This window comes from Ruegeria sp. BF8 (genome assembly GCF_056538625.1).
This window is the reverse complement of the sequence record NZ_JBQFTL010000001.1, coordinates 613,591-629,538: the sequence shown is the minus strand read 5'-3', so window position 1 is coordinate 629,538 and position 15,948 is coordinate 613,591. Positions and strand designations below refer to the sequence as shown.

Annotated in this window: 18 protein-coding genes; 7 read left to right on the top strand and 11 right to left on the bottom strand. The window is 61.5% G+C overall.

Annotation, left to right across the window (positions count from 1 at the left end):
• Positions 1-122 precede the first annotated feature (122 nt).
• From ACR0LD_RS03145 to ACR0LD_RS03135, 3 genes are all read left to right on the top strand, one after another.
• Positions 123-1,313, top strand: coding sequence for a phosphoglycerate kinase (locus ACR0LD_RS03145; RefSeq protein WP_480635597.1), 1,191 nt, complete (start codon positions 123-125; stop codon positions 1,311-1,313).
• Between the two features lie 59 nt (positions 1,314-1,372).
• A complete protein-coding gene (locus ACR0LD_RS03140) occupies positions 1,373-1,717 on the top strand; it encodes a lysozyme inhibitor LprI family protein (protein WP_480635596.1) in 345 nt (114 codons plus the stop codon).
• Between the two features lie 165 nt (positions 1,718-1,882).
• A complete protein-coding gene (locus ACR0LD_RS03135; RefSeq protein ID WP_170338112.1) occupies positions 1,883-2,182 on the top strand; it encodes an FtsB family cell division protein in 300 nt (99 codons plus the stop codon).
• On the opposite strand, the gene ACR0LD_RS03130 is transcribed toward ACR0LD_RS03135, so the two are convergent.
• Positions 2,179-2,898 carry a hypothetical protein gene (locus ACR0LD_RS03130; protein ID WP_480635595.1) on the bottom strand — a complete coding sequence of 240 codons (720 nt, stop codon included), beginning with the start codon at positions 2,896-2,898 and terminating at the stop codon, positions 2,179-2,181. The two genes, ACR0LD_RS03135 and ACR0LD_RS03130, sit on opposite strands and share 4 nt — an antisense overlap.
• Before the next feature lie 224 nt (positions 2,899-3,122).
• Here ACR0LD_RS03130 and pdhA point away from each other — a divergent pair, with 224 nt between their 5' ends.
• From pdhA to ACR0LD_RS03115, 3 genes are read left to right on the top strand one after another with little or no spacing between them, the layout of a single operon-like run.
• Positions 3,123-4,112 carry a pyruvate dehydrogenase (acetyl-transferring) E1 component subunit alpha gene (pdhA, locus tag ACR0LD_RS03125; RefSeq protein WP_093962386.1) on the top strand — a complete coding sequence of 330 codons (990 nt, stop codon included), beginning with the start codon at positions 3,123-3,125 and terminating at the stop codon, positions 4,110-4,112.
• 15 nt (positions 4,113-4,127) lie between these two features.
• Positions 4,128-5,501, top strand: coding sequence for a pyruvate dehydrogenase complex E1 component subunit beta (locus ACR0LD_RS03120; RefSeq protein WP_170358788.1), 1,374 nt, complete (start codon positions 4,128-4,130; stop codon positions 5,499-5,501).
• Positions 5,502-5,515: 14 nt separating this feature from the next.
• A complete protein-coding gene (locus tag ACR0LD_RS03115; protein WP_170455658.1) occupies positions 5,516-6,823 on the top strand; it encodes a pyruvate dehydrogenase complex dihydrolipoamide acetyltransferase in 1,308 nt (435 codons plus the stop codon).
• A 69-nt stretch (positions 6,824-6,892) separates the two neighbouring features.
• Here the strand turns inward: ACR0LD_RS03115 and cysE are convergent, their stop codons facing one another.
• The gene (gene cysE / locus ACR0LD_RS03110; RefSeq protein ID WP_093962389.1) at positions 6,893-7,702 is read right to left on the bottom strand and encodes a serine O-acetyltransferase; all 810 of its coding nucleotides are present in this window, start codon (positions 7,700-7,702) and stop codon (positions 6,893-6,895) included.
• An 86-nt stretch (positions 7,703-7,788) separates the two neighbouring features.
• Here cysE and ACR0LD_RS03105 point away from each other — a divergent pair, with 86 nt between their 5' ends.
• Positions 7,789-8,127, top strand: a complete 339-nt coding sequence (locus ACR0LD_RS03105; protein WP_170370659.1) for a TraR/DksA family transcriptional regulator — start codon at positions 7,789-7,791, stop codon at positions 8,125-8,127.
• On the opposite strand, the gene ACR0LD_RS03100 is transcribed toward ACR0LD_RS03105, so the two are convergent.
• Genes ACR0LD_RS03100 through ACR0LD_RS03060 form a run of 9 tightly spaced genes read right to left on the bottom strand, consistent with a single transcriptional unit; the run spans position 8,108 to position 15,943 of the window.
• A complete protein-coding gene (locus ACR0LD_RS03100) occupies positions 8,108-8,404 on the bottom strand; it encodes a DUF7742 family protein (RefSeq protein ID WP_170358782.1) in 297 nt (98 codons plus the stop codon). The genes ACR0LD_RS03105 and ACR0LD_RS03100 overlap by 20 nt on opposite strands.
• A gap of 7 nt (positions 8,405-8,411) precedes the next feature.
• On the bottom strand, positions 8,412-12,377 hold the full coding sequence (locus tag ACR0LD_RS03095) for a baseplate multidomain protein megatron (protein WP_480635594.1): 3,966 nt from the start codon (positions 12,375-12,377) through the stop codon (positions 8,412-8,414).
• Positions 12,377-12,820, bottom strand: a complete 444-nt coding sequence (locus tag ACR0LD_RS03090; protein ID WP_170418294.1) for a C40 family peptidase — start codon at positions 12,818-12,820, stop codon at positions 12,377-12,379. Before ACR0LD_RS03090 ends, ACR0LD_RS03095 begins: the two co-directional genes overlap by 1 nt.
• Positions 12,820-13,707 (bottom strand): DUF2163 domain-containing protein, encoded by an 888-nt coding sequence (locus tag ACR0LD_RS03085; RefSeq protein ID WP_480635593.1) that lies wholly within the window; start codon positions 13,705-13,707, stop codon positions 12,820-12,822. The genes ACR0LD_RS03090 and ACR0LD_RS03085 overlap by 1 nt, the downstream gene beginning before the upstream one ends.
• Positions 13,707-14,339 carry a phage distal tail protein, Rcc01695 family gene (locus ACR0LD_RS03080; RefSeq protein WP_480635592.1) on the bottom strand — a complete coding sequence of 211 codons (633 nt, stop codon included), beginning with the start codon at positions 14,337-14,339 and terminating at the stop codon, positions 13,707-13,709. Before ACR0LD_RS03080 ends, ACR0LD_RS03085 begins: the two co-directional genes overlap by 1 nt.
• A 15-nt stretch (positions 14,340-14,354) precedes the next feature.
• Complete coding sequence (locus ACR0LD_RS03075; protein WP_005982489.1) at positions 14,355-15,017, bottom strand: phage tail tape measure protein; 663 nt, start codon at positions 15,015-15,017, stop codon at positions 14,355-14,357.
• Complete coding sequence (locus tag ACR0LD_RS03070) at positions 14,995-15,213, bottom strand: rcc01693 family protein (protein ID WP_170358769.1); 219 nt, start codon at positions 15,211-15,213, stop codon at positions 14,995-14,997. Before ACR0LD_RS03070 ends, ACR0LD_RS03075 begins: the two co-directional genes overlap by 23 nt.
• Complete coding sequence (locus ACR0LD_RS03065) at positions 15,210-15,530, bottom strand: gene transfer agent family protein (protein ID WP_170358767.1); 321 nt, start codon at positions 15,528-15,530, stop codon at positions 15,210-15,212. The genes ACR0LD_RS03070 and ACR0LD_RS03065 overlap by 4 nt, the downstream gene beginning before the upstream one ends.
• The gene (locus ACR0LD_RS03060) at positions 15,530-15,943 is read right to left on the bottom strand and encodes a phage major tail protein, TP901-1 family (protein WP_170370664.1); all 414 of its coding nucleotides are present in this window, start codon (positions 15,941-15,943) and stop codon (positions 15,530-15,532) included. The genes ACR0LD_RS03065 and ACR0LD_RS03060 overlap by 1 nt, the downstream gene beginning before the upstream one ends.
• Positions 15,944-15,948: the final 5 nt, after the last annotated feature.

The window sequence follows — 15,948 nt, the reverse complement described above, 5'->3', positions numbered from 1 at the left end:
TGGAATTGATTTGCGCAAATACCTATGCGCCGGACGCGCGAAAGCCAAGTGACGCATTGACCTGAGGGCAAAATGCAGGAAAAGAACCGCTTACGCGTGGTGACAACGGCGAGGATGACACGATGGGCTGGAAAACTCTGGACGACATGGATTTGCAGGGCAAACGCGTTCTTGTGCGCGTGGACATCAACGTCCCGGTTCTGGATGGCGCCGTGACCGATGACACCCGGATCCAGCGGATCGTGCCCACGGTGCGCGACATTCTGGCCGCTGGCGGCAAACCCATCCTGCTGGCCCATTTCGGCCGGCCCGGCGGTGAGCGTCGACAGAACCTGTCGCTGAAACAGCTGGTGCCCGCGCTGGAAGCCGCCTTTGGAACCAAGGTCCGTTTCGGAGAGGATTGCGTCGGATACGAGGCTGAAATCGCTGCCGCAAACCAGGGTGACGGCGAGGTCTTGCTGCTGGAGAACACCCGCTTTCACGCCGAAGAGACCCAGAACAGCATGACCTTGGCCGAAGGTATGGCCAAGATGGGCGACATCTACTGCAATGACGCTTTCTCGGCGGCTCATCGGGCGCACAGTTCGACCGAGGCACTGGCGCGCCTTTTGCCCTCCTGCGCCGGGCGTCTGATGCAGGCAGAGCTCAGCGCACTCGAAGCCGCTCTGGGCAACCCTCAGCGTCCGGTGACCTCCGTGGTCGGTGGGGCCAAGGTATCAACCAAGCTAGATCTGCTGGGCAACCTGATCGAGAAGGTCGACAACCTGATCATCGGCGGCGGCATGGCCAACACCTTTCTGCTGGCCAAAGGGCTGGACGTTGGTAAATCGTTGGCCGAGCACGCGATGACCGATACCGCAGCCAAAATCATGGCAAAAGCAGACAAGGCAGGCTGCCGGATCGTCCTGCCCAGCGATGTTGTCGTTGCAGAGAAATTCGAAGCACACGCCCCACACAAGGTCGTCCCAGCGAACAAGTGCCCCGCAGATTCGATGATCCTGGACGCCGGGCCGGACAGCGTCGCCGCAATCTGCACCATCTTCGAACAGAGCAAGACTCTGATCTGGAACGGCCCATTGGGGGCATTCGAACTGGAACCCTTCGACGCGGCGACAAATGCCGCTGCATTGAAAGCCGCAGAACTGACGCAGGCGGGCAAACTGGTTTCGGTCGCCGGTGGCGGCGATACGGTTGCAGCCCTCAACGCGTCGGGCGCCGCGCAGGATTTCACCTACATCTCGACCGCCGGCGGAGCGTTCCTGGAATGGATGGAAGGCAAAACCCTGCCCGGTGTGGCAGCGCTGGCCCAATAACCCCATTCTAGTTGGCGATCGGCATTCGTGGTATTCTCTCACAGACCGGGAGACGGGCCATGAAAGCCGTTGCCACGTTTGCTGTTATCCTCCTGCCCAGTGTTTCTGGCGCGCAGTCCAATTGCGCCGGGCAAACTCAGATCGACGCCACTTTCTGTGCCAAAGAGAAATGGGAAATCGCTGACAAAGAACTGAACCGCCTCTGGAAAGAGGTCAAATCAGCGGCGGACAGGCGCGGAAACGGCGAGGCTTTGTTGAACGAACAGCGTACTTGGTTGAAACGCAGGGATGCAACTTGTGACCCCGAATTCAAAAGCGATGGCAGTGCCGCGCAAATGTTCTATTGGTCCTGCATGGAAGAACAGACCCTGAAGCGAAATAGGGAACTGACCGCTTTGCGTTGAGCGGATACCTACGTGGTCATGGCTCTTCGAGCATCACTTTTTTCGTCGAATTGCAAAAAGTGCGAATCGGGGGATTCACAACCCGAATCACCTGTGACATAGTGCCGACAGATGCCCGCAAAGGGCACGTTTTTTTGAGGCAGTATTCATACGGCGGTTAACAGAGTGTCCCGTTCCAATCGGCCCGGTCTGGGCGCAGTCGCATTCTTCTCGGTGGCTTTCATGCTGGGTGTCTATTTCACCTTTGCTGCCGTTCAGGGCGACTACGGCCTGTTCCGACGGATCGAGATTTCAGCGGAACGGGACGCTCTGTCACGCGACCTTGCGGCGCTGAACGCCGACATCGCTCGGATGGAAAACCTGACCCGACGCCTTTCAGACACCTACCTGGATCTCGACCTGCTGGATCAGCAGGCCCGAACCGTTTTGGGAATGATCCGGGCTGATGAAATCGTCATCCGCTAATTAGCTGTTTGCCCGACCGCCCTGGGTTCCTCTGCAGTTGGCAACTGATACCCGAAAGCGTCGATTTCCCGTCGGAACAGGTCAGCCACCACGTCCACGGCTTCGCCGTCCCAGTTTTCACCGTAGAAAACATCGAACTGCTTTGATTTTCGAATGCCGGAATTCAAACGTTTGTCGCCGAGGCTGACATCGCCAAGGCCGAAGTCATCCAGCACCTGCGCCAGATCGCTGTCCAGGCTTTCGTATCGCAACACCCGATCAAACGCGATCTCCCCGCCCTCAGAATAAAGATGGAAGTCAGAGAAGAACTTCAGGCGAGTCCGGCAAAAACTCAGGAACAGTGCATTTGCGTCGTTGATCTGCGTTCTGCGCTGATGCATCCAGAAATAGAACGCTGAGACAGCCTTGTCCCAGGGATTTCTCTCAACGCAAATGCTGCTGCAGCCCTCCGCAATATCGGACAGATACCGATTGACCACGCCGATCCCATTGTGGGGATACCTAGCCTGCACTTCGCCTTTGGCTCTGTCCCGCAAGAGCTTGACCGACCGGCGGACGATGTATTGCTTCCCCGGACGTTGAAGTTCGGCTTCCTTGCCGAACGGTGTTGCGAAATCTCCGTCCTGCAGTTTCGCGCTCAGTGCAATTTCGATGGATGATCCGGCGGTTTTCTTCGTTTTGATGAAAACCAGCTTCGGCTCTTTGAGGATCATCATGCCAATTTGTCTCCGGCGCCTGTTCAAAACTGCCTGCCAATGGAAGCATACTAACCGTGCATAGGGCGAACCAAAAGGCGAAAACCTGCCGGATATCGGGTAGAAACAGATACCCCCACCCCGTCCAGGACGCTGCGTCACATTTCCGCTCGCCAGAAAGCGCGAAATGCTTTATGAGATAGTTTAACGCTAAACTATCTTGCCGGAAGGGAGAGGTCGCCACGATGGCTGCGCGAAAAACCACAAAGAAACCAAATGTTTCTGCGGAAGAACTCAAAACCTACTACCGCGAGATGCTGTTGATCCGCCGATTCGAGGAAAAGGCAGGTCAACTGTACGGCATGGGTCTGATCGGCGGTTTTTGCCACCTTTACATCGGTCAGGAAGCCGTCGTCGTGGGGCTCGAAGCTGCGGCCGAGGATGGCGACAAGCGCATCACCTCCTACCGCGACCACGGCCATATGCTGGCCTGCGGCATGGATCCGGGCGGCGTCATGGCTGAATTGACCGGACGCGAAGGCGGCTTGTCCAAGGGCAAGGGCGGCTCGATGCACATGTTCTCAAAAGAAAAGCATTTCTATGGTGGCCATGGAATCGTCGGCGCACAGGTTCCGCTGGGTGCGGGCCTTGCCTTTGCAGACAAGTACAAAGACAACGGCCGCGTGACCTTTACCTATTTCGGTGACGGCGCAGCGAACCAGGGTCAAGTCTATGAAACCTTCAACATGGCGGCCATTTGGCAATTGCCGGTGGTCTTCGTGATCGAGAACAACCAGTACGCGATGGGCACGGCGCAATCGCGCTCAACCTCGACCAAGGACATCTATCACCGCGGTGAGGCGTTCGGCATCCCGGGCGAAATCGTCAACGGAATGGACGTGCTGGCAGTGAAAGAGGCCGGCGAAAAGGCCGTGGCGCACTGCCGGGCTGGGAAGGGCCCTTACATCCTCGAGGTCAAGACCTACCGTTACCGCGGACACTCGATGTCGGATCCCGCCAAGTACCGCACCCGCGAAGAGGTGCAGAAGGTGCGCGAGCAGAGCGACCCGATCGAACACGTGCGCGAGCTGCTGCTGACCGGCAAGCACGCCACCGAGGATGACCTGAAGGCGATCGACAAGGAAATCAAGGAGGTCGTCAACCAGGCCGCCGAGTTCGCCAAGGAAAGCCCCGAGCCGTCGCTGGACGAGCTCTGGACCGACATTTACGCCTGAGAGGACGAATAAGACATGGCAACCGAAATTCTCATGCCCGCCCTTTCGCCGACCATGGAGGAAGGCACACTGGCCAAGTGGCTGGTCAAGGAAGGCGACACCGTAAGCTCTGGCGACATTCTGGCCGAGATCGAAACCGACAAGGCCACGATGGAGTTCGAAGCCGTCGATGAAGGCATCGTCGGCAAAATCCTGATTGCCGAGGGCACCGAAGGCGTGAAGGTCAACACGCCGATCGCGATCCTGGTCGAAGAGGGCGAAGACGCCTCGGCCGTGACCGCGGCTGCCCCCGCAGCCGCAGCGGAGGCCGAAGCCGCCCCGGCGGCGGTTGAGGCCCCCGCTCCTGCCCCTGCTGCACCGGCCGTGCCAACCGTGGACCTGTCGCCGGACTGGCCAGCAGATGCCGAGATGAAATCGATGACGGTCCGCGAGGCTCTGCGCGACGCGATGGCCGAGGAAATGCGCTCGGACGAAGACGTCTACCTGATGGGCGAAGAAGTCGGTGAATACCAAGGCGCCTACAAGGTGAGCCAGGGCTTGCTAGACGAATTCGGCGCAAAACGTGTGATCGACACGCCGATCACCGAGCATGGTTTTACCGGCATTGCCGTGGGTTCCGCCTTTGGAGGCCTGAAGCCGATCGTCGAGTTCATGACTTTTAACTTCGCCATGCAGGCGATCGACCAGATCATCAACTCGGCTGCCAAAACGCTTTATATGTCCGGCGGTCAGATGGGCTGTCCGATCGTGTTCCGCGGCCCCAACGGCGCCGCCGCGCGCGTGGCGGCCCAGCACTCTCAGGACTATGCCGCCTGGTACATGCAGATCCCGGGCCTGAAGGTGGTGATGCCCTATTCGGCTGCCGATGCCAAAGGTCTGCTGAAATCGGCGATCCGCGATCCCAACCCGGTCGTGTTCTTGGAAAACGAAATCCTCTATGGCCGCTCGTTCGACGTGCCGCAGGTCGATGACCTGACCGTGCCGCTGGGCAAGGCCCGCATCTGGCGCGAAGGCACCGATGTGACCATCGTCAGCTTTGGGATCGGTATGCAATACGCATTGGAAGCCGCCGACAAGCTGGCTGAGGATGGCATCAGCGCCGAGGTGATCGACCTGCGCACCATCCGTCCGATGGACACCGGTGCGATCATCAACTCGGTGATGAAGACCAACCGCCTGGTCACAGTGGAAGAAGGCTGGCCGCAAGGCTCGGTCGGCAGCTACATCAGCTCCGTGGTCATGCAGGAAGCGTTCGACTATCTGGACGCGCCCGTCATCACGCTGACCGGCAAGGACGTGCCCATGCCCTATGCGGCGAACCTGGAAAAGCTGGCGCTGATTACCACCGACGAAGTGATCGCCGCCGTCAAACAAGTGACCTATCGGTAAGGAGCGACTGACAGATGCCCACCGAAATTCTGATGCCCGCCCTTTCACCGACCATGGAGGAAGGCACGCTTGCCAAATGGCTGGTCAAGGAAGGCGACACCGTCTCCTCCGGCGACCTGCTGGCCGAGATCGAGACCGACAAGGCCACGATGGAGTTCGAAGCTGTCGACGAAGGCGTCGTCGGCAAGATCCTGGTTCCTGAAGGCACCGAGGGGGTCAAGGTGAACACCCCCATCGCCGTGCTGCTGGAAGAAGGCGAAAGCGCCGATGACATCGCCGAAGCCCCGACCAAGGCACCCGAGGCTGCCCCCGCAGCCGACGCGGGCAACGAGGCTGCCGCCCCTGCGGCATCCGAGGCGCCCGCCCCTGCCCCGGCACCGGCGGCCCCGGTCAAAGCCGATGGCGGTCGCATCTTTGCCTCGCCGCTGGCCCGTCGCATTGCCGCCCAAAAGGGTCTGGACCTGGCGCAGATCAAGGGCTCGGGCCCGCATGGCCGCATAGTCAAAGCGGATGTCGAAGGCGCAACCGCTCCGACAGCGGCACCGGCTGCTTCGGCAAGCGCGGCGCCCGCCCCTGCTGCTGCTCCTGCAGGCCCCTCGGCCGACATGGTGGCCCGCATGTACGAAGGCCGCGAGTACGAAGAGGTCAAGCTGGACGGCATGCGCAAGACCATCGCCGCCCGTCTGGCCGAGGCCAAGCAGACCATCCCGCATTTCTACCTGCGCCGCGACATCAAGCTGGACGCGCTGCTGAAATTCCGCAGCCAGCTGAACAAGCAGTTGGAAGCCCGCGGCGTTAAGCTGAGCGTCAACGACTTCATCATCAAGGCCGTCGCCAACGCGCTGCAGCAGGTGCCCGAGTGCAACGCCGTATGGGCGGGCGACCGGGTTCTGCAGTTGAAACCTTCGGACGTGGCCGTGGCCGTGGCGATCGAAGGCGGGTTGTTCACCCCGGTCCTGCAGGACGCCGACACCAAATCTTTGTCGGCCCTTTCGACCGAGATGAAGGACCTGGCCGCGCGTGCGCGCGAACGCAAGCTGGCCCCGCATGAGTATCAGGGCGGCACATTCGCGGTTTCGAACCTGGGCATGTTTGGCATCGACAATTTCGACGCCATCGTGAACCCGCCGCACGCAGGCATCCTGGCCGTTGGCACCGGCGCCAAGAAGCCGGTCGTGGGCGAGGATGGCGAGCTGACCGTGGCGACCGTGATGTCGGTTACCATGTCGGTCGATCACCGGGTGATCGACGGCGCGCTTGGAGCACAGCTCCTGCAGGCCATCGTGGACAACCTGGAAAACCCCATGGTCATGCTGGCCTGATCCAAGTCACAAAAATCAAAAAAGCCGCCTCGGACCCCGAGGCGGCTTTTTTCGTACCTGAGAACAGGTTTACTGATCCTTGCCTAGCATGTGATCCATCGAGATCGAGGGCTGGTCGCATCCCGCCTCACCCACGATCTTGGCGGGGATACCCGCCACGGTCTTGCAGGGCGGCACGTCCTGCAGCACCACCGAACCGGCGGCGATGCGGCTGCAATGACCCACGCGGATGTTGCCAAGAACCTTGGCCCCAGCCCCGATCAGAACGCCATCCTCAATCTTGGGATGGCGGTCCTCTTCTTCCTTGCCGGTCCCGCCCAGGGTCACCGAATGCAGCATCGAAACGTTGTCGCCCACAACCGCAGTTTCGCCAATCACGATGGAATGCGCGTGGTCGATCATGATGCCCTTGCCGATCTTCGCGGCGGGGTGAATGTCGATCCCGAAGATTTCCGAACTGCGCATCTGGAAGAAATAGGCCAGATCGTGCCGGCCCTTCTGCCAAAGCCAGTGAGCCACACGATAGGCCTGCATGGCCTGGTAGCCTTTGAAATACAGGATCGGCTGTAGCAGACGATGGCAGGCCGGGTCGCGCTCGTACACGGCCATAAGGTCCGCGCGGGCGGCATTCATCAGCGCCTTGTCATCGGCATAGGCCTCTTCGACGATTTCACGCAGAACCATCATCGACATCTCGTTCGAGCAAAGCTTGGCCGAGATCCTATAGGACAACGCACGTTCCAAAGACTTGTGGTGCAGGATACAGGCATGCACCAGTCCGCCCATCAAAGGCTCTTTTTCGACGGCGGCCTGTGCTTCGGCCGTGATCCGGTCCCAGACGGGGTCAACTGACGTAACTTGGGTGCGCGTTTCAAACATGGCTTTTGATCCTCTGCTGCGCCTAGAATAGCCATCTAGGCCCAAAAAGGCCAAACGCAAACCCTTGATGTGCAACACAACAGAAAATGAACCGGTTCGAACTCAGGGAATTTGAAACACTTATCCTGTCCCGGCTGGAGGAATTGGAACGCAATTCCCTCGCCGGTCAGGACGCTCAATCCGTGGTCGAGCTTGACCAGCAGGCGGTCGGGCGGCTCAGCCGAATGGATGCGTTGCAGAATCAGGCCATGGCCAAGGCGCAACAAACGCGACGAGATCTCGAAGCCCGAAGGCTGAGAGCCGCCCTCGACCGGATGGCCGAGGGCGAATTCGGGTATTGCGAGGATTGCGGTGACGACATTCCGCGCAGACGGCTGGACCTGGACCCGGCCGCCAGCAAGTGCGTCAGCTGCGCGGCCGGTTGAGTTGAAACCGGATAAGATGGCGCAGTACCGTCTCGAAACACCGGCAATACTCGGTGTCGCTGAAACTTGGCTCGTCTGCCAGCGGGCGGCTGCGTGCAGCTGCCATCAATGCTCCGTTCCCGTAAACAGGATGCAAACGACCCGTCGCGGCCACGTGACGGTCAGCCAACTCGGCCTCGGCGATCATGCGCGCGCACAGCCGCTCACGCTGGGCTTGCGGCACGGTCAGCAAAACCCGCGCCGCAGAACTGACATCGCCGTGCAAAACAGGGCGCATGATCCCTCTACCCCACACTCAGACTCGCGACCGCGCCCGGCCCGTAGCTGGCCGAAACCTGCGCCACCTCGACCTCGTAGAGGCCCGCGACGCCGTCCGAAGACTGTGCCGCCGCGGAATAGGTCCAAATTGGCGTCGTGGCGATCTCTTCCCGAACAAGGGCGCCACCTGACCGAATCCGGATCAGATAAGTTTCGGACTCCTCGCCCAGCGGCACGTCCAGCACGTCCCAATCGTCGCCGTCGATCCGGGTTCGGCGTACCCAGGTGAACAGGTCATCGCCCCCGTGTCTTTTGACCTTCAGATGAACTGGCGCGTAGGGGCGCAGACCGTTTCCATCAAACGCCTCGACCTTATGGACAAAAGAATCGTCGTCGTATCCGCGGGTTGCAGGCCCGATCCGGTAGTGCCGGGCAATTCGGCGTTCGGTCCGCAGCAGACTGGTCTGAAGAACCCTCTCGTCAAGCAACACGAACACGGAACCCTCCGGCCAGATTTCGGGCAAGACTGCGTCCGTACCCAATTGGCCACGCAGGCGGCCAGACAGGGCATAGACCCCGGGTTCCTGCAAGACGGCATCCGCGAATTGAAACACTTCCCAATTTCCGGGCGTGCCGTCTCCGATCGCGGCCAAGTTGGCGCCGGTCAGAAGTGAGTCACGCGACCGCGACTGCAAGACGCCATCGACAAGGCGCACGCGCAACGGCTCACCTTCATCCCAAACCCCTGCGCTCGCGGAAGGCAAGGCGGATTCGGTAAACCCGATCACAGCCTGACCAGTCACCAGATCGCGCAGCGCGTAGCCCTCGTCGCTGTCCGAGGAATAGACGGCGACGCTGCCTTGCCAGGGATCGGCCGTGACGGCCAGATAAGGGGCGTGCGGCTCTTCGGCGCCTGTAATGAGTGGCAGATCAAGAAAAATCGGAAGAACCGGGACTGGGGCCACAAACGGTTGTGACACAAACCCATCATCCGCCATATCGGACGGCGAATAGACCCCGGGCTCGATCCGCACGGCATCTGCCAGCTGGATGTCAGCCTGTTCCAACCTGTCTATGCGATACAGCGCACCGGCTCCCCCATTCCAGGATGGAAGTCGAACAATGTCGCCGGCGCCCAGATTCATCTGCGACGGCGGCAGCGCAAAGCGAGCGGTATTGCGCGCGACGCGGGCCTCGGCCAGCCAGCGTTCGACCGTCTGCCGTCCTTCGGAGCGGGTCATCGACAGAGGCATTTCGTTCACGGCTACAGAATGGGTCCGATCATCGGGCAGCACGGCCTCCTCCGCTACCACATCATGGTCCGCATCCGACTGAACAAAACGCAGACGCACGCGGCCGGCCATTTCGGCCTCGGCTTCGCGCTGGTACTGGACCCTGCCATCGACCTCGGGGCTTTCCGCGACCTGATCCAGCGACAGATCGAATGCCCGGCGCCCGGCCCTCATGCGGAATGTCAGAACACCGTCCCGCTCGATCGCATCAAATCCGTAGCGCAGCATCAGTGGCTGCAGGGCCGCCCGCGCGTCCGAAACATCTTCGATCACGTATCCACGGACGACTCCGTCCAGCGCAGACACATCAAAATCGGAGACGTCTGCAGCCTGACAAATCTCGGCCACCACCGAGGCCAATGTCCTGGCACCAGAACGTCCGTTCAACCAATGACCACGGGCGTAGTTTTCGCCGTCGCTCCACTGTGAACGCAGGTTCGGGAATGTCGGGTAAGGTCTCGCGTCCCACGCCCATACATAGGCGTTCGAAACGTCCACCATCGGACCATCGTAGATGTCCGAAACCGGGTTGATCTGCGGATCGGCCCAATATCCAAGAACTGCCTTCAAATACTGAACCTGAATGAAATCGTCGCGTTGACCGTTCGAGTATTTAGGCAGATCGGATTCCGAGGATTTCGGATCCAAAAACTTGTTGGGCTGGTTCGTTCCCTTGTCTATGGCCGCACAGCCCAATTCCGTGAACCAGATCGGCTTTGATCCCGGAACCCAATCGGTCGGTTCAGCTTGGCGCACTCCTCCGATCCGTTCGTGGTGCAAGTTCGACCACCAGTTGCGGATGTCTTTGTATCGCCACACCCATGGCTCTGCATGTTCGCCGTCCTCGATCGGATACCATATCTGCGCGTCCTGTTCTTCTGGTGTTGGATAGTACCAGTCGTATCCTTCACCGCCTTCGATGTTGCCGCGCAAATAATCCAAGTCGTAGATTGACCTAGCACCATCCAGCGCATCCAGATGCTCGTCGCCATCCCGCCAGTCCGAGACCGGCATGTAGTTGTCGATCCCGACGAAATCGATGTTTTCGTCTGCCCACAGAGGGTCCAGATGGAAGTATCGGTCGCCACTGCCATCGGCAGGCTGGTACCCGAAATACTCTGTCCAATCCGCGGCGTAGCCTATCTTGGTGTCTGGCCCCAGTATCTGCCGCGCTTCCGCCGCCAATGCCTTCAGCTGAGCAACGGCCGCGAACCCGGACGCGCCGCGTATCTGGGTAAGGCCACGCATTTCCGAGCCGATGCAGAACGCCTCGACCCCGCCTGCTGCCTTGCACAACGCCGCGTAGTGAAGAATGAAACGGCGCATGCTCCATTCTTCCGGTCCGGTATAGGTGACAGTGCCATTACCGATGATGAAATCCGAGGCTTGGGCTGCACCAAAAAAGCTTGCCACCTGAGCGTCCGCACCTGCGGTTCCGTCCAACGACCCCGGACGCCCTGGAGCCACGTCCAGCGTGATCCGGCCGCGCCACGGCAGATGCGGCTGATCGCCGGCATCCGACCATGGGTCTGGAAGACCATTACCCTGCATCTGATCCATCAGGATGAAAGGATAGAACATTACCCGGCTGCCGGAGCCCTTGAGGTGTTGAATGGCCTGAACCACCGACGCATCGGCCGGGGTACCGCCATAGACGGGTCGCCCGTCCACATGTTGCACGACCTGGGCCGATTTGCGCTTTAGCCCAGAGACTTTCCACGGCATGTTGGCGCCGTCCACGTCGTCGCGGATCACCTTGGGTCGAACGCTGCAAGCGCCGCAACGCAAGTCATCTCCGAACCAAGAGACCACCAGTGACGCAGCCTTGCAGCCCGGAAGTTCTTTGTTCAGGGCACGCACCGAGGCCACCAGATCGGGCTCGCCCGAGGGCGAATTGACGTTGGCGGCCCAGCTTTGGCCCGACCCTTTGGAATAGTTTACCTGCGTGCTGGCCAGCGTGTATTCCCCGGTGCCAGGCATCAGGGCCACGGCCCGGACAATCTGTTGCAATTCGGATTCGTAGTCTGGTGCGGATTTCTGATCAGGCCGAACAACCTCGAAAGAGAACTGGGGAACGCGATTGCCAAATTGCGCCAGCGGCAGGTCTTCAATCACAACATACGCAGTGCCGCGATAGGCCGGAACCGTTCCGGCACCTTCGATCGTTTCGATCAGTGGATCCGGCAGCTGATCCTGGCTGCCGGTATAAACCCGCATGTTCAGACTGTTACGCTCAAGCTCTTCCCCATCGGCCCATATCCGCGCGATGTCCGCGATCTCTCCGACGCCGACAGCAATCGCCAGTGATATCGAGTAGCTGTAGCTATGGGTGGTCGTGGTGACTTCGGCTGGTTTTGGCGTTCCTTTGCCGCCAGCAGACTGCGTAGACGTCGTGGTTTTGCGGGTCTCAAGGAAATCCGACGCCCAGATCACCTGCCCACCGACCCGCATTCGGCCGAACACGGTGGACAACGGCGCGCCCTCGCCTGTTTCCGTAAGTCTGAACCGGTCCAGCCGGCCAGACTCGACCACCTCGCTTCCGGCACCCATGACCGACTGGCTCATCAATCGCTGGTCGATAACCCGCCCGAGCGTCGCGCCGACTGCCCGGCCCACGATGGCCGTTGACAGCCCAGCAACGGTTCCACCGATGGACCCGCCCAGCGCAGCCCCCGCCGCAGATAAAACTATCGTCGCCATCAGTTGCCCTCCAAAGGAAATTCAAAACAGGCGACCACCCGGCGGCGCCAGGGGTCGCTCAGTGCGTTTTCGACAACGCCATGTCCGGAATAGGCATGGATGAAGCGCGGCACGGCGCCCGCTTCACTCACGATACCAAGGTGTTTGGCCACACCGGCATCGCGCATCCGGAACAGCAGCACGCACCCGGGGACCAGAAAGTTGCGCGGACGTTCGACCAGATTGCGCCGCGCAGCCGCCCACATGCGCTCTTCGCCCTGCGGCTCGGACCAGTCCATGCTGTAGGTAGGCACCGCCTCGGGCTCGTGGCCGATTACGGATCGCCAGACGCCGCGCAGCAATCCCAAGCAATCGGTTCCCGCTCCCTTGACCGAGGCCTGATGCACATAGGGCGTTCCCAGCCAGCCTCGCGCTTCGCCCACGATATCCTGCGCCGTCACCATCACCGCCTACTGCCTCCATTGTTCGCGTTGCCCTGTTTCGGTACGGCCATCACCCAGTCTTCGCTCGGCAGATCCGGAAAACCCTGGAAATTTATGATGTTGTTGAATTTCAACCGACAGGTCTCCATCCGCTTGTCGCAGCCCGCCAGCACCCGCACACGGTCACCGGCGGCCAGACCCGAGCCCAGAGCGGTCCAAAGGTGCAATTCCCGCCCGATCTTGACGCTTCGGTCCGTCTTCACCGAAGCCCAAAGACCCTGAGAGCGGCCGGTCAGCACATCGACGCGGCCACGTTCGAACCAGCCGTCCTCAAACGCCTCCGCCCCCTGCAGTCTGAGGATCGGCCCATCGTCGATCTCGGCAATCTCGGCCTCGGCCCAGTAGCCGGGCGTCAACCTGTCGAAGCCGCAGGCTTTGTCACCCAGAACCGCCGTACAGGGTTTTTGGTAGATCCGCCCCAAGGGTCGGTTCAGCAGATCGGTCAGCCCGCGCAATTCGGCGTGAAACGCGCCCCCAGCGCGGCGCAGCTCGCCAATTGAGCCACGGAACTGTAACATGCGCTGTTCCGGCGCGGCCCAGTTGACCAGCCATGCTCGGACATCGGCACCGTCAAAGCGGCCGTCTTCGATATCCTCGTCGCGCACGGCCGCATCAGAAAGCGCCCCCATGGCCTCGGAATTGTCGATCGACAGGCCCGTCGCCTGTTCGATGGCCGAGGCTGTGAGACCGGTGCTTGCCTTGAACACCAGCCCGTCAAAGGCCAGTTCGCGGTCATGGTCGGTGAACCCGAAGGACACGCCATCGGTTCGGGTGATCGCCCAACAGCGGCAGACCGTAGTCATGCCGGACTGAAGATGGGTCAGCAATGCCTGCTTGTCGCCGCTCATCAGACCCGCACCTCCACCACCGGAACATTGGGCACGTCGCCAGCCTGAAAGCTGGCCACGCTGACTTGGATCCTGTCGGTGTCAAACCGCACCGGCACATCGAATTCGAACCCGGCGGTCGCCTCGACCCCCTCGGCCGGCGGGACCGCGAATTGGATCAGACCGCTATTCAGGTCCACCTCGAAATCGACGCCTTCTCGGGCCTCATCCTGATCCAGCCCAATCTTGACCGTACCCAGCACCGGCTTGACGATGGGCCTGACATAGCTGACCCCGCCTGAGGCATAGGTCTTGACCAGCTGAAACGCGGTCGTGACCCCGTCGCCTTGCCCGATCACCTGGTCGCCCTTGTCGACCTCGGCGGATGCGGCGCAGGACTTGTAGTCCGACCAGTCTTTCCAGCGGAACCCGTACATCTGCCCCTGGCGCGCCTCGAAAAAGGCGATCACCGTCTGGATGTCGTCCAGCGACCGCATCCCCAAACCGGCGTCATAGCGCCGTCGCGAATGCGCCCAGGGCGTGTTGCGTTCCTCGAACCCGTTGGCCAGCGCCACGATGTCCGTGCGCCGTTCGGGTCCGCCAACCGACCCGAAACTCAGGCTGGCGGGAAATCTGACTTCGTGGAAATTCATGTCCTGCTCCCCAATCTAGCGGTTGCGATTGCCGCGCCCCAGGGCGCGGCTCATCTGGGCCGCGATCTGGCCCTGGCTGCGGCGGAAGCCCTGAACGTCGGGTGTGGTGATGTTCATCACCACGTTCACCGCCCGTCCGCCGCCCGAGTTGCGCACCCCCAGCTTGCCGTCGGGTCCGCGCGCCAGCGGCATGATCGCCTCGGGGCCGGCCTCGCCCATCAACCCGGTCGCACCGCGCATCGGAAAGGTGGTCGGCCCGGTGACCACTCCGCCATTGGCAAAAGGCATGACGCGTCCTTGGGCGAAACTGCCGCCGTCGGCAAAGGGCAGCAGCCCCTGCACCAGGCCGCCGACCGTATTGGCCAGCATGCCGCCGAAATGATCCGTCACCGGCTTGATCGCCGCCGAATAGGCCGTGCGGATCATGGAGTTCTTCAGCACGTCCAGCGCGTCCGACAGGTTCATTCCGTCCAGAACCACGCCGTCGAAGGCCTTGCGCAGCCCGCTCGACATGCCCCGCTCCAGGGTGGCGACATCCTTCCCGGTCTCTTCGAAAGCGGCGCTGATCCGCTTCATCTGGGCATCGAAGGCCGCCGCCATCGTGGCGGCATCGCCCAGGGCATCGCCCAGCGCCTCGCCGCGCTCCTGCAGGTCGTCAAACCCGTCCCGATCCGTCATCACGCTCTCCTTGTATCTTGTCGGGCCAGGCGGCCAGCAACCTGTCCAGCCGCGCCCGGTTCATCGCCGGCATCCCGCGGCCCTGCCCCAGCATCAGCCGCAGTTCGGCCGGGGTCAGACGCCAGAACTGATCCGGCGTCAGCCGCAGCTCGTGCAGCCCGGCACGCATCAGGCCGGGCCAGTCAAAGCCGCTCATGACTCACCCGGCACCATGAAGGCCCGCGCCAGCAGCTCGGCCGCCGCCCGCGCCGCCGCCATCGGGCCGCCCTCTATCTCGGCCCGCAACATGTCGGCGCGGGTCACATCCATCCCGCCACCGCGCAACCCCGCCAAGATCAGCGCCAGCACGTCACCGCTGGAATAGGCGCCGCTCTCGAACCGCTGCACCAGTTCCACCAAAGACCCTGCGCCCAGCTCCTGCTCCAGCTCGGCCAACGCGCCCAGCGTCAGCTTCAGCACCCGGCGCTGGCCATCGACCACCAGCGCCACTTCTCCCGCCCACGGATTGACCATCACAGCGCCACGAAAGTCAGAGCGCCGGCGCTGGCCAGGCTCATCTCATAGGTCGCCTCGCCATTGTGCGAGCCCGCATACTCGATCCCGGTCACCTGGAACGGGCCTTCCACGATGCCGAAATCGGGGATGATCACCTGGAAGGCGGGCGTTTCGCCATCAAAGAACAACTGCCGCGCGCGTTCATCCGTGCCGGCGTCCTTGAACACGCCCGATCCGGAAATCGAGGCCGACTTGACCCCCGCCCCCGACAGCAGCTCGCGCCAGCCGCCCTGGCTTTCCAGCGTCGTGACATCCACGCTTTCGGCGTTGAAACTGATCCGCGTGGCCCGCAGCCCCGCGATGGTCTGGAACAGACCCGTGCCGTTCATGTCCACCTTGACCAGCAGGTCCTTACCGTTCTGGGCACCCATATGCT

Bases quoted from the DNA above. Each gene is read 5' to 3' on its own strand.
- ACR0LD_RS03145 (WP_480635597.1), top strand. From the start codon at position 123: ATGGGCTGGAAAACTCTGGACGACATGGATTTGCAGGGCAAACGCGTT.
- ACR0LD_RS03140 (WP_480635596.1), top strand. From the start codon at position 1,373: ATGAAAGCCGTTGCCACGTTTGCTGTTATCCTCCTGCCCAGTGTTTCT.
- ACR0LD_RS03130 (WP_480635595.1), bottom strand. From the start codon at position 2,898: ATGATGATCCTCAAAGAGCCGAAGCTGGTTTTCATCAAAACGAAGAAA.
- pdhA (WP_093962386.1), top strand. From the start codon at position 3,123: ATGGCTGCGCGAAAAACCACAAAGAAACCAAATGTTTCTGCGGAAGAA.
- ACR0LD_RS03120 (WP_170358788.1), top strand. From the start codon at position 4,128: ATGGCAACCGAAATTCTCATGCCCGCCCTTTCGCCGACCATGGAGGAA.
- ACR0LD_RS03115 (WP_170455658.1), top strand. From the start codon at position 5,516: ATGCCCACCGAAATTCTGATGCCCGCCCTTTCACCGACCATGGAGGAA.
- cysE (WP_093962389.1), bottom strand. From the start codon at position 7,702: ATGTTTGAAACGCGCACCCAAGTTACGTCAGTTGACCCCGTCTGGGAC.
- ACR0LD_RS03105 (WP_170370659.1), top strand. From the start codon at position 7,789: ATGAACCGGTTCGAACTCAGGGAATTTGAAACACTTATCCTGTCCCGG.
- ACR0LD_RS03100 (WP_170358782.1), bottom strand. From the start codon at position 8,404: ATGCGCCCTGTTTTGCACGGCGATGTCAGTTCTGCGGCGCGGGTTTTG.
- ACR0LD_RS03095 (WP_480635594.1), bottom strand. From the start codon at position 12,377: ATGGCGACGATAGTTTTATCTGCGGCGGGGGCTGCGCTGGGCGGGTCC.
- ACR0LD_RS03090 (WP_170418294.1), bottom strand. From the start codon at position 12,820: ATGGTGACGGCGCAGGATATCGTGGGCGAAGCGCGAGGCTGGCTGGGA.
- ACR0LD_RS03085 (WP_480635593.1), bottom strand. From the start codon at position 13,707: ATGAGCGGCGACAAGCAGGCATTGCTGACCCATCTTCAGTCCGGCATG.
- ACR0LD_RS03080 (WP_480635592.1), bottom strand. From the start codon at position 14,339: ATGAATTTCCACGAAGTCAGATTTCCCGCCAGCCTGAGTTTCGGGTCG.
- ACR0LD_RS03075 (WP_005982489.1), bottom strand. From the start codon at position 15,017: ATGACGGATCGGGACGGGTTTGACGACCTGCAGGAGCGCGGCGAGGCG.
- ACR0LD_RS03070 (WP_170358769.1), bottom strand. From the start codon at position 15,213: ATGAGCGGCTTTGACTGGCCCGGCCTGATGCGTGCCGGGCTGCACGAG.
- ACR0LD_RS03065 (WP_170358767.1), bottom strand. From the start codon at position 15,530: ATGGTCAATCCGTGGGCGGGAGAAGTGGCGCTGGTGGTCGATGGCCAG.
- ACR0LD_RS03060 (WP_170370664.1), bottom strand. From the start codon at position 15,943: ATGGGTGCCCAGAACGGTAAGGACCTGCTGGTCAAGGTGGACATGAAC.